At 69.6% G+C, this 21,454-nt stretch carries 21 protein-coding genes and 1 tRNA gene; 8 read left to right on the forward strand and 14 right to left on the reverse strand.

Annotated elements, in window-relative coordinates; genetic code table 11:
* Positions 1 to 76 precede the first annotated feature (76 nt).
* Positions 77 to 517, forward strand: a complete 441-nt coding sequence (locus OG439_RS31845; protein WP_326944409.1) for a hypothetical protein — start codon at positions 77 to 79, stop codon at positions 515 to 517.
* Here the strand turns inward: OG439_RS31845 and OG439_RS31850 are convergent.
* Entirely contained in the window at positions 504 to 1,751 is a 1,248-nt protein-coding gene (locus tag OG439_RS31850; protein ID WP_326944410.1) for a sensor histidine kinase, read from the reverse strand. The two genes, OG439_RS31845 and OG439_RS31850, sit on opposite strands and share 14 nt — an antisense overlap.
* Positions 1,748 to 2,413, reverse strand: a complete 666-nt coding sequence (locus OG439_RS31855; protein WP_326944411.1) for a response regulator transcription factor — start codon at positions 2,411 to 2,413, stop codon at positions 1,748 to 1,750. The genes OG439_RS31850 and OG439_RS31855 overlap by 4 nt, the downstream gene beginning before the upstream one ends.
* A 25-nt stretch (positions 2,414 to 2,438) precedes the next feature.
* Here OG439_RS31855 and OG439_RS31860 point away from each other — a divergent pair, with 25 nt between their 5' ends.
* The 4 genes from OG439_RS31860 (at position 2,439) to OG439_RS31875 (ending at position 6,028) form a co-directional block, all read left to right on the forward strand.
* Complete coding sequence (locus OG439_RS31860; protein ID WP_326944412.1) at positions 2,439 to 4,133, forward strand: AfsR/SARP family transcriptional regulator; 1,695 nt, start codon at positions 2,439 to 2,441, stop codon at positions 4,131 to 4,133.
* Positions 4,130 to 4,807, forward strand: a complete 678-nt coding sequence (locus tag OG439_RS31865; protein ID WP_326944413.1) for a winged helix-turn-helix domain-containing protein — start codon at positions 4,130 to 4,132, stop codon at positions 4,805 to 4,807. The genes OG439_RS31860 and OG439_RS31865 overlap by 4 nt, the downstream gene beginning before the upstream one ends.
* An 83-nt stretch (positions 4,808 to 4,890) precedes the next feature.
* Positions 4,891 to 5,631 (forward strand): hypothetical protein, encoded by a 741-nt coding sequence (locus OG439_RS31870; RefSeq protein WP_326944414.1) that lies wholly within the window; start codon positions 4,891 to 4,893, stop codon positions 5,629 to 5,631.
* A gap of 1 nt (position 5,632) precedes the next feature.
* A complete protein-coding gene (locus OG439_RS31875) occupies positions 5,633 to 6,028 on the forward strand; it encodes a hypothetical protein (RefSeq protein ID WP_247057818.1) in 396 nt (131 codons plus the stop codon).
* A 38-nt stretch (positions 6,029 to 6,066) separates the two neighbouring features.
* Here OG439_RS31875 and OG439_RS31880 read toward each other — a convergent pair whose 3' ends face one another.
* From OG439_RS31880 to OG439_RS31890, 3 genes are all read right to left on the reverse strand, one after another.
* The gene (locus OG439_RS31880; protein WP_326944415.1) at positions 6,067 to 7,365 is read right to left on the reverse strand and encodes a hypothetical protein; all 1,299 of its coding nucleotides are present in this window, start codon (positions 7,363 to 7,365) and stop codon (positions 6,067 to 6,069) included.
* A complete protein-coding gene (locus tag OG439_RS31885; protein WP_326944416.1) occupies positions 7,362 to 8,087 on the reverse strand; it encodes a hypothetical protein in 726 nt (241 codons plus the stop codon). The genes OG439_RS31880 and OG439_RS31885 overlap by 4 nt, the downstream gene beginning before the upstream one ends.
* Positions 8,088 to 8,185: 98 nt before the next feature.
* Positions 8,186 to 8,743: a TetR/AcrR family transcriptional regulator gene (locus OG439_RS31890; protein ID WP_326944417.1), complete on the reverse strand. Its 558-nt coding sequence runs from the start codon at positions 8,741 to 8,743 to the stop codon at positions 8,186 to 8,188.
* A gap of 78 nt (positions 8,744 to 8,821) precedes the next feature.
* On the opposite strand from OG439_RS31890, the gene OG439_RS31895 reads away from it, so the two are divergent.
* Positions 8,822 to 9,844, forward strand: a complete 1,023-nt coding sequence (locus tag OG439_RS31895; protein WP_326944418.1) for an aldo/keto reductase — start codon at positions 8,822 to 8,824, stop codon at positions 9,842 to 9,844.
* A 653-nt stretch (positions 9,845 to 10,497) separates the two neighbouring features.
* Here the strand turns inward: OG439_RS31895 and OG439_RS31900 are convergent.
* The 4 genes from OG439_RS31900 to OG439_RS31915 form a co-directional block, all read right to left on the reverse strand.
* On the reverse strand, positions 10,498 to 10,884 hold the full coding sequence (locus OG439_RS31900) for a hypothetical protein (RefSeq protein ID WP_326944419.1): 387 nt from the start codon (positions 10,882 to 10,884) through the stop codon (positions 10,498 to 10,500).
* Positions 10,881 to 11,783, reverse strand: coding sequence for a hypothetical protein (locus OG439_RS31905; protein ID WP_326944420.1), 903 nt, complete (start codon positions 11,781 to 11,783; stop codon positions 10,881 to 10,883). Before OG439_RS31905 ends, OG439_RS31900 begins: the two co-directional genes overlap by 4 nt.
* A 74-nt stretch (positions 11,784 to 11,857) precedes the next feature.
* Complete coding sequence (locus tag OG439_RS31910) at positions 11,858 to 14,167, reverse strand: hypothetical protein (RefSeq protein WP_326944421.1); 2,310 nt, start codon at positions 14,165 to 14,167, stop codon at positions 11,858 to 11,860.
* 3 nt (positions 14,168 to 14,170) lie between these two features.
* On the reverse strand, positions 14,171 to 15,562 hold the full coding sequence (locus OG439_RS31915; protein ID WP_326944422.1) for an AfsR/SARP family transcriptional regulator: 1,392 nt from the start codon (positions 15,560 to 15,562) through the stop codon (positions 14,171 to 14,173).
* A gap of 144 nt (positions 15,563 to 15,706) precedes the next feature.
* On the opposite strand from OG439_RS31915, the gene OG439_RS31920 reads away from it, so the two are divergent.
* Positions 15,707 to 15,904, forward strand: coding sequence for a DUF397 domain-containing protein (locus OG439_RS31920; RefSeq protein WP_326944423.1), 198 nt, complete (start codon positions 15,707 to 15,709; stop codon positions 15,902 to 15,904).
* 48 nt (positions 15,905 to 15,952) lie between these two features.
* Here the strand turns inward: OG439_RS31920 and OG439_RS31925 are convergent, their stop codons facing one another.
* Positions 15,953 to 16,804, reverse strand: coding sequence for a helix-turn-helix domain-containing protein (locus tag OG439_RS31925; RefSeq protein WP_326944424.1), 852 nt, complete (start codon positions 16,802 to 16,804; stop codon positions 15,953 to 15,955).
* 945 nt (positions 16,805 to 17,749) lie between these two features.
* Between OG439_RS31925 and OG439_RS31930 the strand changes: the two genes are divergently transcribed.
* On the forward strand, positions 17,750 to 18,025 hold the full coding sequence (locus tag OG439_RS31930; protein WP_326944425.1) for a hypothetical protein: 276 nt from the start codon (positions 17,750 to 17,752) through the stop codon (positions 18,023 to 18,025).
* Here OG439_RS31930 and OG439_RS31935 read toward each other — a convergent pair.
* From OG439_RS31935 to OG439_RS31950, 4 genes are all read right to left on the reverse strand, one after another.
* Positions 18,004 to 18,234 (reverse strand): hypothetical protein, encoded by a 231-nt coding sequence (locus OG439_RS31935; protein WP_326944426.1) that lies wholly within the window; start codon positions 18,232 to 18,234, stop codon positions 18,004 to 18,006. The two genes, OG439_RS31930 and OG439_RS31935, sit on opposite strands and share 22 nt — an antisense overlap.
* Positions 18,235 to 18,356: 122 nt before the next feature.
* Positions 18,357 to 18,433 (reverse strand) — tRNA-Leu (locus OG439_RS31940).
* Between the two features lie 93 nt (positions 18,434 to 18,526).
* Positions 18,527 to 19,870, reverse strand: a complete 1,344-nt coding sequence (locus tag OG439_RS31945) for a ricin-type beta-trefoil lectin domain protein (RefSeq protein WP_326944427.1) — start codon at positions 19,868 to 19,870, stop codon at positions 18,527 to 18,529.
* A 247-nt stretch (positions 19,871 to 20,117) separates the two neighbouring features.
* Entirely contained in the window at positions 20,118 to 21,452 is a 1,335-nt protein-coding gene (locus OG439_RS31950) for an NAD(P)/FAD-dependent oxidoreductase (RefSeq protein WP_326944428.1), read from the reverse strand.
* Between the last annotated feature and the right edge of the window lie 2 nt (positions 21,453 to 21,454).

A 21,454-nucleotide genomic window follows, 5' to 3' on the forward strand; every position in this document is an offset into this window, starting at 1 on the left:
CCACTTCCCTGCACCCGCTCAGCGTAAGCCATCGGATACAGTCCTGGTCCATTCCGCGTACACCGAGGGGGTCCGGATGGCGGCGAACCGGCCGGTCACGGCGGTGGCCGGGCTGCTGGCCGTGCCGGTGCTGACCGGGCTGCTGACCTTCGCGCTCGCCCGCGCCGCCGAGGACCCGGTGCTGCCCGCGGCCGCGCCGGACGGCCCGCTGACGGTCGTCGGCTCGGTGACGCTGGAGCCGGCCACGCCCGCCGCCGGGCAGCCGGTCACCGCCCGCGTGCGCGTCGCGGGCGATCGCTCGGTCCGGCTGCGGACGCTCGTGGTGAAGGTCCGCGACGACCGCGGCGCGTTCCACGACTTCCCGGCCCGCCCGGACTTCCCGCTGACGCCGTCGGCGGCCGATTTTGTGGTCACGACGGCGTTTCCGGCGCCCGGCCGCTACTTCGCCTACCTGGCCTACGACACCGGCGACGGCCCGCTGAGCCTGCCGCCGTGGGCGCCGTTCACGGTGCGCTGAGCGGCAGCACCAGCTCGAAGATCGCGCCGCCCTGTTCGGCGTTGTAGACGCGCAGCTCGCCGCCGTGGGCCTGCGCGACCCACCGCACGATCGACAGCCCGAGCCCGCTGGACGAGCCCTCGCCGGTGAACTGCTCGAACGCCGCTTCCGCGCGGGCCGCGTCGACGCCGGGGCCGTGGTCGGCGACGGTGACCCGGCCGCCCGCCACGGTGATGTGCACGACCGCCCGCGCGCCGGGTTCGTGGCCGTAGCGCAGGGCGTTGTCGAGCAGGTTCGCGATGGCCCGCTGCACGAGCACCGGGTCGGCGTCGATCTCGGTGGGGGCCGCGGTGAGCGTGACTTCGCCGCCCTCGGCCGGGGTTTCGCGGACGACGCCGGCCACGAGCTCGTCGAGCCGGACGCGCCGGACGGCGAGCTGGTCGGCGCCCGCCGACAGCCGGGCGCGGACGAGCAGGCCGTCGATGATCTCGCCCATCCGCCCGGCCAGCCGCACGGTGCGCGGCAGCAGGTCGGCGCTGTGCGCGGGGTTGCGCAACGCCGTCTCGGCCAGCGCGCGCAGCGCCGCGACCGGCGTCCGCAGGTCGTGCGCGGTCTCGGCGATGAGGATTTCCTGCTGCGCCAGGGCTTTCGTGGCCGGCCGCAACGCCCGCCCGGCGATCAGGTACCCCGCGACCCCGGCGACGCCGACGAGCAGCACGCACCCGCCGATGAGCAGCAGCACGCGCTCGTCGTGCGCGTCGGCCGGCTCCTGGGCGTCGAGGGTGGCCACGACCGCGCCGACGTACCGGCCGCCCGGCTCGAGGAACGGCTGCGCGCACACCCGGACCAGCCCGTCGCCGCCCTGGACCGTGCCGCTCAGCAGCGTCCCCGACTCGGTGGCCTGCCGCGCGAGCCCGGTCAGCGTCGCGTTGTCGACCGCCACGCACGTGCGGGCCGACTGGTAGCCGGTGAACCGGACGTCGGCGCCGGGCAGCACGGCGAACTGCGGGCAGCCGGCGTTCATCGGGTCACGCGCGACGTCGGCCGTGACGATCGCGCCGTCGTAGTGGATCAGCCGGGTGACGGTCGAGGTGACGCGCTGGAGCTGGGCGTCCAGGGCGAGGTCGCGGCTGCGGCCGTCGTCGCGGACCAGCAGCCAGCAGTAGAGGATGAGCCCGACCGCGTTGAGGCCGGTGAACAGCCAGACGAGCAGCCAGCGCAGGCGGCGCAGCCGGGCCGCGGACGTCGCGCTCACGCCGGCGCCCCGAGCCGGTAGCCGAGCCCGCGGACGGCGTGCACGAGGTCCGGCTCGCCGAGCTTGCGGCGGATCCGGCGGATGACGACGTCGACGACGTTGGACATCGGGTCGGCCGCGGTGTCCCAGCAGTGTTCGACCAGGTCGGCGCGGGCGACGGCCCGGCCGGGCCGCGAGATCAGGAACTCCAGGACGGCGAACTCACGAGCGCTCAACGCCAGCGGCGCGCCACCGCGGCGGGCTTCGTGGCGGGCGGTGTCGACCTCGAGGTCGGCCACCCGCAGCAGCGGCGGCCGGGTGGCCGGACGGCGGCAGAGCGCGTGCACCCGGGCGGTCAGCTCGGCGACCGCGAACGGCTTGCCGAGGTAGTCGTCGGCGCCGCTCTCGAACCCGGCGACGCGGTCCGCGACCCCGGCGTGGCCGGTCAGGAACAGCACCGGGACCGTCCAGCCGGTTCGCCGTCGCTCGGCGATGTAGCCGAGCGAGTCGCCGTCGGGCAGCTTGCGGTCGAACACCGCGCAGTCGTAGGCCTCGCGGGCGAACGCTGTGTCGGCGCTCGCGACGTCGCCGGCCTCGTCGACGTCGAACCCGGCCGCCCGCAGCTCGACCGCGACGGCCGTGCGCAGGTCCTCGTCGTCCTCCACCACCAGCACCCGGCTCACCGGCCGATCATGTCATCGAAACCTCATGCGGGCCGCGGCACGGTGGTGGCACAACGGGCCGGACGGCCCGGACCGCGAGGGGGAAACGGTGCTCTTCCAGGTGCTGGGGCCGGTGACGGCGCGTGGCCGCGACGGCGCGGCGCTCGAGCTCGGGCCGGGCAAGCCGGTCACCGTGCTGGCGACGCTGCTGCGGCACGCGGGCGCCTGGGTGAGCGTCGACGAGCTGGTGGACGCGACCTGGGCGGACCGCCGCCCGCCCGCGTCGGCCGAGGCCAACCTCAAGACCTACATCTGGCGCCTGCGGCGGGTCCTGCCGGCGCCGGGCGACGGCGGGCGCATCGAGCACCGGCCCGGTGCCTACCGGATCCGCGTCGAGCCTGGGGAGCTCGACGCGGATCTGGCCGCCGACCTGGCCGCGCGGGCGGGAGCCGCGCTGGCCGAGGGGGAGCACGAGACCGCCGCCGCGCTGGCGGGACGGGGGCTCGCGCTGTGGCGCGGGCGGCCGTTCGAGGGGGTGGCCGGGAAGCCGCCGGCCGCGGCGGCGGTCCGGCTCGGCGAGCTGCGCTGGGAGCTGCGGGAGCTGCTGGCCCGCGCCCGGCAAGCGGCCGGGCGCGCGGGTGAAGCCGTTGTGCTGCTTCGGGAACTGGTCACCGAGGACCCGCTGCGCGAAGGCGCCTGGACGCTCCTCGTCGACGCGCTCACCGCCGCCGGCCGCCGGGGTGAGGCGCTCTCGGCGTACTGCGACGCGCGGCGGGTGCTGGCCGCGGAACTCGGCGTCGAGCCCGGCGCTGGCCTCGCCGCGGCCTACCGGCGGGCGCTGTCCGGGCCCGCTCCGGCGCGTCGCGAACTCCCCCGGGATGTCCCCGGCTTCACCGGCCGCGACGCCGAACTCGCGCTGCTGCGGGACGCGCCCGAGCCGGTCGTGCTGCTCGAAGGGATGCCGGGGGTGGGGAAGTCCGCGCTGGCCGTGCGGCTCGCGCACGAGCTGGCCGAGCGGTTCCCGGACGGCCAGTTCCACGTCGAGCTGGGTGCCGACGGCGATCCCGGCGCGGTGCTCGCCCGGCTGCTGCGCGCGATCGGCGTCGACGCTCTTCCCGCCGACCTGGGCGAACGCGCGGCGCTCTGGCGGTCCGAGATCGCCGGCCGCCGGATCCTGCTGGTCCTCGACGACGCCGTCAGCGCGCGCCAGGTCGCGCCGCTGCTGCCGGGCGCGAGCCCGGCCCGGACGCTGATCACGACCCGCGACGGCGGCTGGCACGTCCCCGGCGCGCGTCGGCTGACCCTGGCACCGCTGGACGACGAAGCCGCCGCGGCCCTGGTCCACGCGTGCGCGGGCGACGCCCGGCCGCTGGGCGAACTGCTCGCCTTCTGTGGCGGGCTACCGGATCTGCTGCGCGCGGCCGGCGACCGGCTCGCCGCGCGGCCGCACTGGCGGATCGCCGACGTCGTCGCGTGGCTCGCGGCGGAGGTCGCCCCGGCCCGGCTCGACGCGTCGCTGCAGCGGCTCGCCCCGGCCGAGCGGACGGCGTTCCGCGCGTTCGTCGGGCTACCGCGCGAGGTCGGCGTCCCGCTGGTCGCGCGGCGACTGCGGGTAGGCCAGGCCGAAGCGCGGCGGCTGCTGGAACGGCTGGTGGACGTCCACCTGCTCACCGCGCCCGGCCCCGGGCGGTACCGGGCGCGGGTTTCCCGGCCGGGTGACCAAGGGGTGCACGTGGCATGACCCGGCTAGGCTCGGTGCCCGTGCGGGTACTGGTCACCGAGGACGACGAGGACATCCGCCTCGCCGTCGAACTGGCGTTGCGCGACGCCGGGTTCGCCGTCGACACGGCGCCCGACCTGGCGACCGCGGACGAAGCGTTGTTCGTCAATTCCTACGACTGCGCGGTGTTCGACCGGAAACTGCCGGACGGCGATTCCCTCGGCTTCGTCCGGGGCCACCGGAAATCCGGCTGGACGGTTCCCGTGCTGTTCTTGACCGGGCACGACAGCGTCGCCGATCGCGTCGCCGGGCTGGCCGAAGGCGACGATTACCTCGGCAAGCCGTTCGCCGTCGCCGAGCTGATCGCGCGGGTGCGGAACCTGTGCCGCCGGGCCGTCCCGTCTGGGCCCGAAGTCCTGCGCCACGGCGACCTCTCCCTGGACGTCTCCCGGCACGAGGTCCACCGTTCCGGCGGGCTCGTTTCCTTGACGGCCAAGGAGTTCGCCGTGGTCCGGCGGTTGCTGGAGGCGGCCGGGAGCACGGTCACGCGTCGCGAGCTGGAGGCGGCGGCGTGGGACGAACTGGTCGCGCCGACGTCCAACGTGCTCGACGTCGTGATCGCGCAGCTGCGGCGCAAGCTCGGGCCGCCACCGATCGTGCGGACCGTGCGGGGAACGGGTTTCGCGCTTTCCTGATGTATTGGCGCTGTATCGCGGTTGGACGGCGGTCGCGCACCATTTTCCGGGTAGGACTTTCTTCGATTCCCGGGAGCACTGTGATGAGCAAACCGAACCGGATCGGCCGGGCGGCGGTCTACGGCGTCGCGGGCCTGGCGACGGCCGCGATCGGCGCCACCGCGGCGAACGCCATGGCCGCCGAGAGCGACACCGTGGCGGCTCCACAGGCCGCGGCGGCCCAGGCGGCCCAGGCCCCGATGACGCAGGCACCTGCCGTTTCGCCGCACGCGTCTCCGGCCGTGAAGACACCGGCGGTGAAGGCACCGGCTGCGCGCCCGGCACCGGCCGTCAAGGCCCCCGAGGTGAAGGCGCCGACCGTCAAGGCTCCTGAGGTGAAGGCGCCCACGGTCAAGGCCCCCGAAGCCAAGCCCGTCTCGAAACCCGCCTCAAAGCCTGTCGTGAAGCCTGTTGTGAAGCAGGCCGCTTCGACGCAGAAGGCCGCGCCGAAGGTGCACGTCGCCGCCCCGGCCGCTCACCAGGTCACCGGCGTGCGGCATCACGCGGTGAAGCCCGCGACGCGGCACACGGCTCAGCACACGAAAGCAGCGCCGCAGAAGAAGTTCGTCGTGCGGGCCGCGACCCGGCCGAGCGTCGCCCAGGCCGAGCAGCGCGTCAAGGACCTGCAGGCCGAGCTGACGCGGGCGCGGGCCGATCTCGCGACCCTGAAGGCGGGGCAGCAGCGGGACATCGGGCCGTGCAAGACCGTCCGGAAGGTGTCGGCCGACGGGCACAGCGCGTCGACGGCTTCGGTGTGCGGCAACGGCACCGTGAAGGTGGGCTGATGTGGGCGCCACCGTCGCCGAGCGGCCGCGGCTGTCGCTCCAGTCCGCGCTGGTCCGCACCGGCCTGCTGCGGCGGCCGGTCGCGCCGCGCTACATCGTCGTGCCCGCGCAGGTCTGGCTGGGCCAGCGGGCGGCCACGCCGGAGGACGACGAACACGCGTCCGACGCGGTGCCCGCGGAGGAGTACTACTACCAGCACCCGGTCCGGACGCCGATGGGCCAGGCCGCGGCGAGCACGGCCGGCGGCGTGCTGGCCGCGATCGCGGCCGGCGTCCTGCCGGGGATGCTGATCGGCGCGCCGGGCGGGATCGTCGCCGGCGTCGCGGCCGGGCTGTTCGGCGGGCTGATGGGCCGCGAACTGGCCGGCGAGCTGTACGAACGCCGTCACGAAGCCTGAGGGGGCGGGTGCCGATCGGCACCCGCCCCGGTTGTTCCTCAGCCCGCGACAGCGGAGACGAAGTCCTTGAAGACGTCGCTGGTGAGCACGCCGTCCTCGATGGCCTGCGGATCGACCTCCATGTCGAGGCCCAGCGACCCGCCGACCAGCGGCGAGAAGCCGGCCTTGACGTGCACGCGGTACTTCCCGTCCTCACCCTTGCCCAGCGTGGCCTCGGCGGTGACGCCCGGGCCGATCATCAGCTCGGGCTGCGCGGACACGGTGACCGGGCCGGGGCCGCTCGACACCTCGGGCAGCTTCACGTCGAGCCCGGCCTTGGCTTCGGCTTTGGCACCGACGCCGTCCTTGCCGACCTCGACGCCGCCTTCCGCCTTGGCCGTCAGCGCGTACTCGCCGTTCTGGATCCCGCCGTCGAGGGCGGACCAGGTGCCGTGGTCGAAGTCGTAGTGCGCCTCGGCGTGGACGATCCCGCCCTTCTTGTCCGGGCCCGTCACCTCGGCCCCGCTGTCCGTCCCCTGCGACTGGACCTTCACGCCGAGCTGGTCGAGCCGGTCCATCGCGTCCTGCACGTAACGGCGGAGAATGCCCTGGGTGCGCAGGCAATCCCCTTGCGTGCAGGCGGGCGTGATCGGGATCGGGTCCGCGGGGTAGGGATCGCCGGCGTTCGGCTGCGGCCACGGGTCGTCGTTGTCGTCGGCCTTGTGGCGGTAGTCGGCGGGGATGGCGTCCTGCTTGCGGACCTGCCGGTAGTCGGGCTTCTTCTGCTGCTTTTCCTGCTTGGGCTGCTTCTCTTTCTTCTGCTGCTTGTCGCGGTCCTTGTTGTTGTCGTCCTGGTTCCTGTCGTCGTCCCGGTTCTTCTTCTCGGACCGGTCCTGGTTGTCGTCGCGGTCCTTCCGATCGTCGCTGTCCCGCTGCTTCGGCTGGTCCTCGTTGTCCTGGTTCTTCTTGTTGTCGTCCTGCTGCTTGCGCGGCTTGTCCTCTTGCCCGGAGTCTTCGCGCGGCTTCGGCTTCTCCTGCTTCGGCGCGGGCTTCTCCTGCTTCGGCTTCGGCTGCTTGGGCGTCTGCTGCTTGGGCGCGGGATCCTTCTTCTGCGCCGGCGGCGGGTTCACCGGCTGATTCTTGGTTTCGGCGTCGAGCTTCCGCAGCGGGCCGTCGTCGCGCAGCGCCCCGCCGGGGCCGCTGGGAACCAGCTTCCCACCCACACCCCCACCAATAATCGTGCACGCGCACGGGTTCGGCGTCGGCTTCGCCTCGGCCGCGCCCGCGCTGAGCAGCCCGAACCCGAGAGCGACGAAGCCGCCGGAAGCCGTGTAGAGCAGCGCCCGGCGTGCGCTCATCGGTGCACCACCGTCGAGGACGACCACGACGACGGCCCACTGTCCGAAGTGGACGTCGACGACGTGGACGTCACGGACTTGTGCTCGTGGGCGGCGATCTTCTTCGCGATGGCGGGCGAGAACCCGGCCTGCTCCAGCAGCTTCTGGTCGGAATCGCGCGTCGGCTTCGCGGGCGACTTACGGTGCTGGGTGTGGTGCTTGACGTCCGCGAGGTGGGCCTCGGCCTTGGAGAGGTGGTCCTTCGCCTGGTGCAGCGCCTGATCGGCGGCGTCGACAGCCTTCTTCGCCGCCCCGACCTCGGCGGTCGCCTGGTCGAGCGCGGACGGCGTGGCCGGCTTCGGCGGCGGCACGGGCTTCGGCAGCGCCACGGGCTTGGCGACGAGGTGCGGCAGCGAGATGTGGTTGGCCTGCCCGGGCTGCACGGTCTGGTGCTTCACGACCGACCGCTTCTTATGGAACACCGGCTTGGCTGTGGAGTGCTTCGCCGGAGCGTGCTTGGCCGGTTTCGCGGGCTGCGCGACCTTGGCGACCGGCGCCGCGAGAGGCGCAACCTTGACGGGCGCGACGGCGGCCGGAGCGACGGCGGGCCGCCCGGTGGCCGCGGCGACCGGCGTCACGTCATCGGAGGCGAAGGCCCCGGCGGCGGTGGCCCCGACCGCGGCGGTGGCGAGCCCGGCGACGCCGTACACGGCCGCGCGGCCCACCTTGCTGGATGTTGTCATGCTGCTCTCCCCGTACGGATGACCTCGCGGAATGCGGGTTTCCGTGCAGCGTGGGCGGGGAGGATCCAGGGCGGGTACAGCCGGCGTACATCGGGGTTTCAGGCGCGCCGGAGCCCGTCGACGAGCACGCCGACCATGCGCTGGTTGTACTCGATGCCCTCGCCGCGCACGGGCTGGCACAACAGTGCGATGGCGTGCATCAGGTCCTTCGCGCTGACGTCGGCGCGGATCCCGCCGGTCGCGACCGCGGCGTCGAGCAGCGCCGCGAGCACGGGTTCGAGCCGTTCCATGAAGTAGCCGGGCAGGCCGTCGAAGGCCGGGTCCCCGGAGTGCAGGGCCGTCGCGAGGCCGCGCTTGGTCCCGACGAACGCCGTGTACCGGCGAAGCCACTCCACGAGCGCCACCTGCGGTTCGTGCTCGGCACTGAGCGCCGGCCCGGCGACGGCGCAGGTGTCGATCCCCCGGTGCAGCACGGCCACGACCAGGTCAGCGCGCTGCGGGAAGTGCCGGTAGAGCGTCCCGACGCCGACCCCGGCCAGGTCGGTGATCTCCTTCGCGGGAGCGTCCACGCCGGAGGTGGCGAAGACGTTTTTGGCGGCTTCGAGCAGGGCGTCGACGTTGCGCTGAGCATCGGCGCGCAGCTTGCGCGGTTGCATAACCGGAAAGCCTTTCCGTATAGTAGCGGAAGAGCTTTCCGCTTACGCCCCCGAGACTACCCCCAGGAGCCACCCCTCATGCAGTACCGCACCCTCGGCCGCACCGGCATCAAGGTCAGCCCGTACGCGCTAGGCACCTTGATGTTCGCGACGTCCATCGGCAACCCCGACCCCGAGGACTCGATCCGCGTAATCCACAAGGCCCTGGACGCGGGCATCAACTTCGTGGACACGGCCGACGCCTACGGCGACGTAGAAGACGTAGTGGGCAAGGCCCTGAAGGGCCGCCGCGACAACGTAGTCCTAGCTACAAAGTTCAGCCGCCCGACGGGCGAAGACCCCAACCACCAGGGCACGTCAAGGCGCTGGATCATGACCGCGGTAGAGACTTCGTTGCGCCGCCTGCAGACGGACCACATAGACCTGTACCAGATCCACCGCCCCGACCCGTCAACGGACATCGAGGAGACGCTCTCGGCCCTGAACGACCTGATCCACAGCGGCAAGGTCCGCGCAATCGGCACGTCGGCGATGCCGGTATCGGACCTCATCGAGGCCCAGTGGACGGCCACGCGCCGCAACTTCGAGCGCTTCCACACGGAGCAGCCGCCATACTCGATCCTGAGCCGAGGAATCGAGCGCGAAGTCCTCCCGACGACGCAACGCCACGGAATGGGCACCCTGGTCTGGGGCCCACTGGGCCAAGGAATGCTCACAGGCCGAGTCCGCCGAGACGGCGCGAACGACCTCCGCCGAGCAGGCCTCCTTAAGCACCTGAATGACGCGCGTCGCATCGACGTCGTGGAGCAACTGATCCCCTTGGCGGCTTCGGCCGGCCTCCCGCTGACCCACCTGGCGATGGCGTTCGCAATCTCCCACCCCGGAGTGACAAGCGCAATCATCGGCCCGCGAACGATGGCCCACCTGGACGACCTGCTGGCCGGCATGGAGGTCACGCTGTCGGACGAGGTACTGGACCGCATCGACGAGATCGTCCCGCCGGGCACGAACGTGAGCGCACTGGACCAGGACTTCGTACCGCGGGCGCTGCAGGAGACAACCCTCCGCCGCCGCCCGATGAGCGAACGCTCGGCCGCCTGACATTCCCCGGTCAGCTCACGAACTCCATCGCGGGTAGCGGGGTGACGGCCCGTCGAGCAGCCGGTTGTCCCGGCCGCGTAACAACCGGTCGAAGAACGCGGACACGTACGCTTCCTGAGTGCGGATAGCCACCGCGGGATCGATGATGCCGATCGCTTCCGTCCGAGCGGTCGAGGGCAGATTTATCCGTGGCAGCAATGCTTCGGCGTCGGGTGAACCATGCGTGCGGCGAACCACGCAGAGTGAGCTGGCGCGTCCAGCCCGGGGTGTTCGCACGGAAAGCTTGCCAGCCGGGACTGGTGTCCGTGGCGCCGTCCTTGCCCAGGAGCAGGAACGGCCGATCCAGCCCGTGCGTGGCACCAGGCATGAGACTGTCATCGAGTCAGGTCAGGTTGTCGTCCATGCCGAGGCCGGCGGCAATCCTCGGATCGGCGTCCGGGGCCGCGGCAGCGGCCGTCCCACACGCCGAATGGCCGAACATGCCCATCGCGGTCAAATCCAGGGAGCCAGCAAGCTGTTGGCAAGCCACGCAATCCGCCTCGGAGAAACGCGCTGGTGCGTTTCTCCGAGGCGGCAGTGTCAGCGTCGGAGGTTCCGGCTGATTCCCCGCGACGGCGTCATCACTCGAGTGACTGCCTTCGCCCCCCGAGTGACTAAAAGCAGATCAGGTCGAGCAGCCACCCGATCGTCAGCACCCCGGCGACGACGGCCACCACAGCGACGGGAATCGCGCGCAGCGCCCGCGCCGAACCGTGCAGGAGCCATCCGACGACCTGGTGGACCAGCGAAGCCACCCAGCCAACCGCGGCACCGTAGTCGTAGGCGAACTGAGGCGGATCGCGATGACGCCGCCTGCTCGCCGTGCTCACGTAGTACTCCGGGAGGACCATCACCGCCGCGAGCGCGGCGACGGCCGCCTGGACTGAGCCGGCGAGCAGGCGCAGCACCCACGGGGCGACCCAGCGCGTCGTGAGACAGGCGATGGCGATTCCGATCGCCACCGGGCCGACGCCTGGCGGGATGACCGGGCCGGTGATCACCTTGGACCCGAACCGTTTTCGCTGACCACCGCCGCCGCCGGTTCAGGTGCCCGGTGGTTCTCGCCGTAGGAGAACTTGCGGGCCTCGTCGCTTCCGGCCAGCACCTTGTAACCGGAGTCGCGGAGCCACTGCAACGTAGTGCGGACCTGGTCGTCGATCTGCCAGCGGTCGAGCGCGTCGGACTCGAGCAGCCTCGTCACGAAGTCGAACACCGCCTGCCGGTGCGAATCCCGTTCCCGGAGGAGCATCCCGACGACCGAGCTGACGTCGCCCGGGGTCAGCGCGAGCTGGAGGGCGAACTGGTGGAAGTCGCCGGCGGCGATGATGTCGCGGAAGAGCTTGACCTTCCGCTGGATGGCGTCGTGGTTCAGGGTCGGCTCGTCCATGGCCAGGCGGACGAAGACCTCGACCGACAAACCGAACCGGACGCCGACGGGGTGTTCCCGGAAGTACGCGTTCGCGTGGGACTCCGCCTCCTGCGGAACCGTGATCTGGTGTTCCCGGGTCACTGTACGCAAGTGCTGCAAGAGGAAAGGAGCCAAAGCGAGACGGACGTCGTCGACCCCGGCGAGCACCACCTTCTCCGGCTTCTCCACCTTCCAGATCAGATCCATCGCGGCTCGGAAGGCGATCATGTCCCCCTTGCTGGGCGACGTCGCTTCGAGCTGGGTAACGTGGATCCCGAGGTCGACGTCGTACGCCATGCGGTAGCCGCCCCACAGGAGTTCTCCTGTCGTCGGCTGCTCTTCGGGCCCGCACACCTTGCGGCGCCCGGCACTCGTCACCAGCACGTGTGCGACCCGGCTGGTCACCGGCAAGCGTCGGAAGAGGAATTCGAACGGCTTGATCCGGCGTTCGCCGATGATCGGGCTCCGGATCTCACGCCGTTGCACCCGCACAGCCGGCGCCTTCCGCTTTTCTGGCTGAGTCCGCTCAGGCGGATTGGGCGCCTTTTCGACGGCATCGGGCCGGGTCATGGTGTCTCCTTCCGGATGGCCGCCGCCAGCACGGTGGCAGCCTCTTCATCGAGTGGATCACTCCAGTCCTCCTGCAACCGGGTGATCAAGTAGCTCAGCCGGCGGGCGTCGGTCTCGTCTTCGACGAGGTGGGGGACGAACGCGACGAGGGCGCACAGGCATTCGGCGTCGTCCTCCGCCGCCCGGATCCACGAGCCGAAAAGCGACTTCGCGACGAAGTTCCCCCGGCGGCCGCGCAGCCCCCACCGCAGCAGCTCGGCGATCGGCACAGTGAACTTCGGCTCGGCATCCTGCAGAGCCAGCAGCAGCGGCCACCTTTCCCGACCCCTGGGGAGTGACCGTTCTTCTCGTCCGGCCGAAATCTGCAGGGTGTTGAGGTCGAATCCGCTCAGGATGATCAGGTACAGCAGCGCCCACCAGGTCAGGACCCGGACGCTGCTGCGCTGGCTGCCGCGAGTCCAGGCGACGAGCTGGTGGAGAATCGGATCGGCTTCCCCGAAAGCGAGCAGGTTCGCCATGCTGCGCGCGGAAACGCGGACGAGCTCGGTGGCTTCATCCTCGTCCAGCGCACCCTGCAGCTCGGACGGCGTACCGAGGACACGCAGCTCCTGAAGCGTCGCCTTGATCTCACGCCGCCCCAGGTCATAGCCGAGGGTCGCCGAGGTCGTCCACTTTTCGGCGTCGGTGCCCACCCTGCGCCAGTATCTGAGCCGGTAACCGATCGCTTCGGTCATCCGCTCGTCCCGGGCGGCCTGGTCGAGCGCCACGGCCGCGAACAGCCTCCGCTGCTCGGCGTCCTTGCCCACGGCGCCGACTGCCGGCCAGATCGTTTCAGTGAAGGTGAAGTGGAAGTCCAGCGAGCAGAACAACCCCGTCGCCTGCGCGGCCCGCACCCAGATGGTCGGTCGTGGATCCTTGCTCAGCTCCTGCAACCAAGTGACCATCGCCCCGCGGAGGTTGTGGTGGTGAAGCCAGACGTAACTGAGGAGCACGACCGGAAAGCGGTCGTCGGTGTACTTCGCAAGGCCGACAGGCAGCCGGACATCGCCGAAGGACAACCAGCCGTCGACGATCTCGGCCCGGCAAGCCGGCAGCCGCCGCGCCTGGTCGTCGGAGAACAACGACATCTGCGCCGTCCTGAGCCCGCCCTCTTCCTTGGGCTTCGGAACCATTTTGAGGAACGCGTCAGCCAAGGAGACCCCGGCCTTAGCGACGATGTGGTACGGCGACTTGCTGAACACGGCCAAGGCGATCCGGAACGCCGCCAGGCGAAGCGCCCGCGCGAGAGCTTCTTCGGTCCGGGTGCTGCTCAACCCGGAGAACCACTCAACCGCCTGTCTCTGCACCAGCTGGTTTGCCTCGGTCTCAATCTCGTCCAGGCTCAGCTTCTCCCGCCCGTGCTCGGCCAGCAGCCTCGCCATCTCGGCCACTTCCGCCGGTCTGGGCGCGGGGCCGAGCACCTCCTTGATCCGCGGTGTGGTGGCCAGTTCGTTCAGCCTTACCGCCATCGCTGCATCCGCGTCCGCGCGCACCTCCTCGGCGATGTGCCGGCTGAGCAGGTCGGTCGTCGGCGGGGGTTCGTACGCCGTGGAGTACCCACCGAGAATGCTTTCATCGAGGTCGTCGACGTCGGTGAGCACAACGCAGCGGCACCGCTTGCCGAGAAGGTCCCGCAGCTTGCCGAGCTTCGCTTCAGTCAGTCCCGCGCCTTCATCGCCGGTGAGTTCGACGACATAACCACGGCCTTCCTTGTCGAAGTCGGTATCGGTCAGGGATTCGATGTCCTGGTCATCGTCGAACCGGGAGATCTTGCCTTGGTTCAGCTCGTCGAGCAGGTGCAGGGCGGTGGTGAACCGGCCCGTTCCGTCCTGCCCCGAGAGTACGAGGAGGTGCCGCTCGGCCAGCTTTTCGTACATGTCTTCGTATCGAGCCGGCTGGACGTACCGGGCGCGCAGCCGGACCAGGTAGTTCTCGCGCACCGAGCCCGACTTCCGCTTCCGCGGCCGCGCGCTGTAGATGTTGACGTCACCGATGTGCTGTTTTTTGATCTTCGTGTCACGCAGGAACGCCATCGTTCCGTCGGTTCTCAGGATCCCGTTCCGGTACGCTTCTTCCGCCTCACGCCGCTCGGCGCCGAATGGATCCTTGGCTTCGGAACGATTTTCTCCTCCTTTCTTCCCGGCGTCGGGAACCTTCTTCCCGGCATCAGCAGCCGGTTTCGCCGCCGGACCGGCCTTGCCTACATCGGGGACAGGAGCCGGCTTGGGGGGCGGCGGGGGTACGGGAGTGCTCGCGTCATTGCCCATAGGTCACCACTTCATCTTTTTAACCGTCGAGGCGATTACCTGCTTGCCGATCTTCGTCTTGCCATTGAATGCGACAGTGGGCCCGGACGACGCCGGGGCATCCGCCGAGAACTCCCGGGCGTGGTCCGGCCTCGGCCGGGGTGGGACGGACAGGCCGGGAACGCGGACCCAGACCGCGACTCCCCGGTCGTCTCTCCGGTAACTGGCCGCGTCGATCTGCAGCTCGGGAAGCCTCGTGACGAGCTCGTACAAGTCGTCCGACACCGCGACGACGAGGTTGCTGTCGGGCGCGCAATCGAGCACGGACCGGGCGTAGGCGGACCCCGCCAGGTCACAGACATCGGCTTCACTGCCCATCCCGATGCCGACCTGCCCCCGGTACGGCATTTCCTCGACGAGGCGGTCCATCCACACTCCGATGACCTCGGCCGGAGCCACTTCCGGGGAGACGACGCAGACCAGGCAGTCTTCGGCCTGGTGCGCCCGGAAACCGGCCGCACCGAAGGATTCGGCCACCACGCGCCGGACCTCTTCAGGGCTGCCGGCGTCCGGGCGGATCGCGACGAGGAGCGGTTCCGTCAGGCTCATGGGCGGTTCTCCGTTCGCTGAGTACGGCCTGCCGAGCGCGAACGACCACCCGCCCGCCGTCAAGTCGTTCTTGAGTACGCGTGCATGCAGATCCGTGAGCCCCGGCAAGACGTCCATGCCGACGTCGCCCAGATGCTCCTGGTAATTCCGGAAGACGTCGCCGGCCTCGGCGTTGCGGCCCGCGAAGTGCAGCGCGCACATCAGGAGAGCCGCCACCACCGCGTCATGCGGGTGGTCCTCCAGCAGGCTGCCCAGTTCACCGAGATGTTCCTGGTGGCGCCCCTGCCGGAGTTCCACGCGGTAGTACGCGATCTTCAGCGCGTGCCGCTCTTTCTCGAGCTCAGCGCGGTAGTTGCCGGCCCGTCGGGTGTTCAAGCCGGCCAGCGGCTCCCCTTCCGACAATCGCAGTGCGCGTGTCAGCAGTTCGGCGGCGTGGTGGTCGTCGGTCTTCTGCGCGGCGGCGGTCAAGGCCTTGACCTGGTGCACGTCCACCGACTCCTCGGGGAGGACCAACCGGCACAGTCCGTTCTTGTTGATCAACGAGTCGGCGAAGCCCAGTTTTTGCAGGCGCTTCCGCAGAGCTGACATGAAGTGGTTCATCTCTTCGGACGCGCTCGCGGGCTCGTCGTCCCAGATCCACGCTTTCAGCGTCTCGCGCTGGATTTCCCGGCCCTTCGCCACGATCAGCCCGGCAAGCATGCTCTGCTCCCGTTGCGAGCCCATCGGCATCGGCTCGCCGTCCCGCGAGGCTCCGACCGTTCCCCACAACCGGAAAAACACCGGCTGATCGACGATGTGCTCCTTCACGGCCCTTCACCCTCTCGTCGGTTCTCATGCAGCTCCATACCCACCTACGCACCCAGCCGCGCACGTCGTCTCGCACCCACTTCACGGGTTCAGTCTCGGTTTCACCGGCAGCGGACGAGCCGCCGCCAGAAAAGGAGAAAAGTCATGGTGGACAACAACTCGTTCAAGAAGAGCCCGTTCAGCGAGAACGTCGGCGCGTGCGTCGAGGTCGCCCGCGTCGGCGACGGAGTCGTGGTGCGCGACTCCAAGAACCCCGGCGGACCGATGCTGTGGTTCTCGGCCGTCGAGTGGACCGCGTTCCTCTACGGGGTTCTCATCGGCGAATTCGGCCTGACCCACTAAGGCGTCGGCGGGGTGTCGCGATCGACGGGTCGCGACACCCCGTCCCGGCTACGGCGTACCGGCCCGGACGTCATCGGCGAGCCCGGCGAGGTAGTCGCGGGCGTCCTGGTCGTACACCGCCATCCGCCGGAGCGAGGACCAACGTTGGTCGTAGACCGCGACGTCGCTGGCATCGCTGACCGTCATGGTGGCGTGGACCATCTCCACCGTCACCCGACTGCGGCCGTCCTCGCCGGCGTCGTAGACGACGAAACCGTGGGAAAGCAGGGTGACGGCTTCCTGATGGAACGGGATTAACCCGACCGAGACGTTGTCCAGGGTCACGATCGAAGCGATCCGATCCCACTGCGCGAGCAACACCCGAATCGGTCCCGGGCACCAGCGCAACGCGCCCTCCGTGATCAGGAAGTCGAACTGCCGACCCGGCGTGAAGACCAGCTGCTGCCGATTCAGCCGCGCGGCCACGGCCGCGCTGATCTCCTCCTCCTCGTAGGGGGGCTGGTAGGTGGCGAACACACGCCTCGCGTAGTCGGCTGTCTGCAGCAGTCCGGGCACGACCGAGGACTGGAACGTGCGGATCCGGCACGCGCGCTGTTCTTGCTCCCCCACATCGTCCTGGACGTGCGGCCGGTCCTCGAGCAGCTCACGCCAGGGCTGCACTTCGGTGAAAGCCTGTTTGGTCAGCAAGATGAGCCGCTGAAGGGTTTCCTCGGACACGCCGAGCGCCCTTACCCAAGCGGTCACCTCGGGAAGCGACGGAGTCACCACGCCCGCCTCGATCCGAGACACCTTCGACTGGCTGATCGAAATCAAGCGGGCCAGTTTCCGTCCGGAGACACCGGAAAGGTCGCGCAGTCTCCGCAGTTCGGCGGCCAGCCGTGACCGTGCTGTCGCCCGCATGGCGGCCGCCCCTCACCTCGTCTGATTCGAATTGATCCATATTGATTCACCGTGACTCTCTAGCAGAGAACCAGCAACTGCACTGTGCCGTCAACCGGCCGAATGGCTGACACTCGATGCAGTCGATTCGATTCGACACCGCAGTTTGCGTTCGAGCGCGCTCGAAGTCCTAGCTTCGCCGTCATGACAACACAGACCTGGATCATCACCGGCACGTCCCAACGCCTCGGTCGGGCGCTGGCCGAGGCCGCCTCGCGGCGGGCGACGACGTCATAGCCGCCGTTCGCGCGACCCGAGAGCGCCGCCGACCTGACGGGTTCTCGTGACCGCCATGGGGCCTGGAACTGGTATGTCTCGTCCTCAAGCCCCTCGAAGCCATCGGCCACCTGCTACGCCAGGGCGGCCCCTCGCCGACCGGCCCGCATCACGCATGAGCTCAACGGTTACAGCCAGGGATCCTTACCTCTTGGCGTCGGACGCATCAGCCATTGCCGCGACGATAGTCCCCGCCTCAGCCTGTATGAAGCTGAACTACAGGACTGATCTCAGACCCCGAAAAGCGTAACAGGAAGGTCCACCGCGCCGATTCCTGTCTTCCGACAGACAAGGGGAGGTGTCGTGAAATAAAGTGCTGACGTCTTCAGTAGAGAAACAACCATTCCTCGCGCAGCCCGCAGCAGACGACCACGCGACGTGTCGACTCTAGTGCAACCCAAAGCTCCGTGGCGTACCGTGACCATCCGCAGTTTCGACAAGAAACAGTGGCAGATTGACCGACGCAAAGGATAACGAACCGGAGTCGATTATTCCGCCCAAGCCGATGCTCACGGCTATGCCAGCCCCGCCGCCACTTGACGTCGCCGCAGCCCCTTGACGGCCACCCGTGCCGCCACAAGCTCGGATCCACTCCTACTCGGCCGACAAATGGGAACAATTTATTCGCAAATGAGCAACGGCACCGAGGAGGCGTACGTACAGTTCAAACGCTTCGGCGGTCTGGCGACAGAGGCGCCGACGTCGCCGCTTTCAAGTCCGAGCAGGGACTTCACAGATGCAGCCAAAGAAATACTCAAAGTGCTGCTCCCAGCACTCGACGAGCATGACAAGCTGCCCAGCCGACAAGCAGCAGCGATCCGACCACATCGAAGGTCGTCTTTCCTCCTTGACCCCAAAATGGTCGGCGACCTGCAGCGCAAGGGTCATAGCACTGGCGGCGAATAGCAATTTCTGGACTGGCTATACGACTTGGTCCGGCGCGCCTTGCAGTGCGAGTTGCCAGGTGCGACCAGCAGGCCCAGGACCGTCAGGTCGACCGCTGGCGCCACCAGCGACGCGACGTAGACCGAGGCCGATCCGCTGGGCCAGAGCCAGAACGTTTCCGAAGCCGGAGAGGAAATCAGCCCGATGACGATGCCCATCACCGTGGTCACGAACCTGGTCATACTGGACGAGGTACCCATCCGGACTCCCGCGCATCGACGAGAGGTCGTACGTGTCCTCGATGACCAGCGCGCCGGTCAGGTGGGGCCGATCAGGGCCATGATGGCCTGCGTGGTGCCCCCGACGGGGTTCGAACCCGCACTGGGTCGATTTTAAGTCGACTGCCTCTGCCAGTTGGGCTACGGGGGCACCGCACACTCTAGGCGATCCCCGCCCTTGCAAGCCACGAGGCCGGACGGGGGTGTCCCCGGCCGGCCTCGTGTCTACTGTGGACCTAGTGGCTCAGTTCAGCGTCCAGGACTGGTTGGCGCTGCCCGTGCACGTCCAGATCTGCAGCAGGGTGCCGTCCGCGGAGCTGGGGCCCGTGGCGTCCAGGCACTTGCCCGAGGCCGGGTTGACCAGCTGGTTGCCCGTGTGGGTCCACTGCTGGGCGCCCGTTCCGTTGCAGTCGTACAGCTGGACCTTCGCGCCGTTCGCGGTGCTTGCCGCGTTCACGTCCAGGCACTTGCCCAGGGCTCGGAGCGTGCCCGAGGTCGACGTCCACTTCTGGGCCGTCGTGCCGTTGCACGTGTACAGGTCCACCGCCGTGCCGTTGGCCGAGGAGGCTCCTGCCACGTCCACGCACTTGCCGCCGTAGCCGGTGATCGTGCCGCTGCCCGCGGGCGGCGGAGTGGTCGTGCCGCCGCCGGTGATCGCGTTGAAGATCCTCGAGTACGCGTAGCCCGTCGCGCGGTCGTAGTCCTGGAGCTCCCAGAACGACAGCTCCGCGACGCCGTTCTGGGCGGCGAACGTCTCCAGCTGCTGCGCGTCGGACTGGCTGAACTGCGCGCCGTCGTCGTTGCGGCCGGCGATCGGGGTCAGGCCCATCATCGCGTAGGCCGCCGACGTCGAGATGCCGTACAGGCTCGCCAGCTGCGACGCGCTGGCGCGGGCCGCGGACAGGGCGTCGCCCAGGACCGGCTGGCCGTCGTAGAAGTCCATCACCATCAGGTTGACGACGCTGACCTTGACGCCCTTGTTCTTGGCGTCGCGCAGCAGGTCCAGCTCGTTGCCCGGGATGCCCGACGGGTCGACGGCCAGCGTGTAGTCGACCTGGACGGCGGAGTTCTGCTGCTGCAGCGCGGCCAGCGCGGAGTTGCGGCGCTGGTTCGAGCCCGTGTCGCCGAGGACGTCGCCCTCGATGTCGAAGTCCAGGCGGTTCGTGCCGTAGCTGTTGACCACGTTCGCGTACGCCGCGGTCAGGCTGGCGGTGTTCGTGCAGGTCTGGGCCAGCTCGCCGCCCTCCGCGCCGCCGAAGGACGGGATGACGTTGCCGCCCGCGGCCTGCAGCGCGCTGATCTGGGACTTGAACGAGCCGACGCCGGTGCCGTTCGCTTCCCAGACCGGCGTGCAGCCGGACTGCGGGGTGAGGAACGCGAGCGTGAAGAACTTGGTGCCGGTGGCGCTCATGTCGGCGGACATCTGGCCGGCGTCGGAGTCGCTGATCTGCAGGTAGGGGGCCGCGTAGTGGGCCGGGAAAGCCGGGCCGGCCGCGGCCGCGGTGCCGGGCACGCCGGCGATGACGGCGACGCTCAGCACGGCGGGCAACGCCGCGACGAGGGCCGCTCGGGTTTTGGAAAAGCGCATGAAAGCTCCTGGGACCGTGGGGACGGGCGGTGCGGAGTCGATCCGACGACCGTCGGCGAGGGGAGGTTCGCCGACTTATTCTTCGTAGTGAAGAAAGGGATACCCGCTCAACGACCCAGTTGTCCAGACCATGTCGCTCACCGGCACACAGTCGGTCATTCCCTGGCAACTGCCCCAAAAGGCCCTTAACAGGCGACAAAAGAGCCCCCGCCCGCCGAAGCGGACAGGGGCTCTTCCGACCGGAACGTCAGGACTTCGAGACGCGCGCGAACTCGTCCTTCGGGTTGTTGATCTGGCCCAGCGAGATGACCTCACGCCGGAACAGGCCGCCGAGGATCCAATCGAACAGGATGCGGATCTTGCGGTTCCACGTCGGCATCGCCTTGAGGTGGTACGCGCGGTGGAACAGCCACGCCGGGAAGCCCTTGATCTTCAGGTTCAGCGCGTCGGCGACGCCCTTGTGCAGGCCCAGGCTCGCGACCGCGCCGAGGTTCTTGTGGTAGTAGTCCTTCGGCTGGCCGCCGCGGATCACCTTGATGATGTTCTTCGCCAGCAGCCTCGCCTGGCGGACCGCGTGCTGGGCGTTCGGCGGGCAGGTGGCCGTCGGGTCCTCTTCGGTGCGCGAGAGGTCCGGGATCGCCGCGTTGTCGCCCGCGGTCCAGACGTCCGGGTGGCCGACGACCTGCATGGCCGCCGTGGCCTCGAGGCGGCCTCGCTTGTCCAGAGGCAGGTCCGAGTCGGCCAGCACCGGGTTGGCCTTCACACCCGCGGTCCAGATGAGCGTGTCGGTGTCGAACTCGGTGCCGTCCGAGAGCTCGACGTGACCGTTCTCGAACGACTTCGCCGCCGTCGACAGGTAGACCTCGATGCCGCGCTTCTCCAGCTGCTCGACCGTGTACACCCCGAGCGTCTCGCGGACCTCGGGCAGGATGCGCCCGGCGGCCTCGACGAGCACCCAGCGGACGTCGGCCGGCTCGATGTTCGGGTAGTAGTTCTCCACCGCGAAGCGGGTCATGTCCTCGAGCTCGGCCAGCGCCTCGATGCCGGCGAACCCGCCGCCGACGACGGTGAACGTCAGCAGGCGCTTGCGCAGCTCGGGGTCGAGCGTGCTGGCCGCCTCGTCGAGCTTGGTCATGATGTGGTTGCGGAGGTAGATCGCCTCGCCGATGGTCTTGAAGGCGATGCCCTGCTCGACCAGGCCCGGGATCGGCAGGATGCGGGCGACGGCGCCGAGCGCGACCACGAGGACGTCGTAGCCGAGCTGCTCGATGTGGCCGTCGGCGGCCTCGACCGTGACCGACTTCTTGTCGTTCTCGATCTTGGTGACGCGCGCGGTGAGCACGTGGCAGCGCTTGAGGACGCGGCGCAGCGGCACCACGACGTGGCGGGGCTCGATCGCGCCGGCCGCGGCCTCCGGGAGGAACGGCGCGTAGGTCATGTGGGGCTGCGGGTCAACGACGGTCACGGAGGCCTCGTTGGCCCGGAGCATCTTCTGGAGGCCGAACGCCGTGTAGAGCCCGACGTACCCACCACCGAGGACAAGGATCCGAAGCGGTTCCGACTTCGACTTCGCAGCAGCCATGA

Source organism: Amycolatopsis sp. NBC_01307, assembly GCF_035975215.1.
Lineage (GTDB): Bacteria > Actinomycetota > Actinomycetes > Mycobacteriales > Pseudonocardiaceae > Amycolatopsis.

What these genes read in the sequence shown, in the direction of transcription:
- OG439_RS31845 (WP_326944409.1), top strand. Translation starts at nt 77, where the DNA reads ATGGCGGCGAACCGGCCGGTCACGGCGGTGGCCGGGCTGCTGGCCGTG.
- OG439_RS31860 (WP_326944412.1), top strand. Translation starts at nt 2,439, where the DNA reads ATGCGGGCCGCGGCACGGTGGTGGCACAACGGGCCGGACGGCCCGGAC.
- OG439_RS31865 (WP_326944413.1), top strand. Translation starts at nt 4,130, where the DNA reads ATGACCCGGCTAGGCTCGGTGCCCGTGCGGGTACTGGTCACCGAGGAC.
- OG439_RS31870 (WP_326944414.1), top strand. Translation starts at nt 4,891, where the DNA reads ATGAGCAAACCGAACCGGATCGGCCGGGCGGCGGTCTACGGCGTCGCG.
- OG439_RS31880 (WP_326944415.1), bottom strand. Translation starts at nt 7,365, where the DNA reads ATGAGCGCACGCCGGGCGCTGCTCTACACGGCTTCCGGCGGCTTCGTC.
- OG439_RS31885 (WP_326944416.1), bottom strand. Translation starts at nt 8,087, where the DNA reads ATGACAACATCCAGCAAGGTGGGCCGCGCGGCCGTGTACGGCGTCGCC.
- OG439_RS31890 (WP_326944417.1), bottom strand. Translation starts at nt 8,743, where the DNA reads ATGCAACCGCGCAAGCTGCGCGCCGATGCTCAGCGCAACGTCGACGCC.
- OG439_RS31895 (WP_326944418.1), top strand. Translation starts at nt 8,822, where the DNA reads ATGCAGTACCGCACCCTCGGCCGCACCGGCATCAAGGTCAGCCCGTAC.
- OG439_RS31910 (WP_326944421.1), bottom strand. Translation starts at nt 14,167, where the DNA reads ATGGGCAATGACGCGAGCACTCCCGTACCCCCGCCGCCCCCCAAGCCG.
- OG439_RS31920 (WP_326944423.1), top strand. Translation starts at nt 15,707, where the DNA reads ATGGTGGACAACAACTCGTTCAAGAAGAGCCCGTTCAGCGAGAACGTC.
- OG439_RS31925 (WP_326944424.1), bottom strand. Translation starts at nt 16,804, where the DNA reads ATGCGGGCGACAGCACGGTCACGGCTGGCCGCCGAACTGCGGAGACTG.
- OG439_RS31930 (WP_326944425.1), top strand. Translation starts at nt 17,750, where the DNA reads ATGAGCAACGGCACCGAGGAGGCGTACGTACAGTTCAAACGCTTCGGC.
- OG439_RS31945 (WP_326944427.1), bottom strand. Translation starts at nt 19,870, where the DNA reads ATGCGCTTTTCCAAAACCCGAGCGGCCCTCGTCGCGGCGTTGCCCGCC.
- OG439_RS31950 (WP_326944428.1), bottom strand. Translation starts at nt 21,452, where the DNA reads ATGGCTGCTGCGAAGTCGAAGTCGGAACCGCTTCGGATCCTTGTCCTC.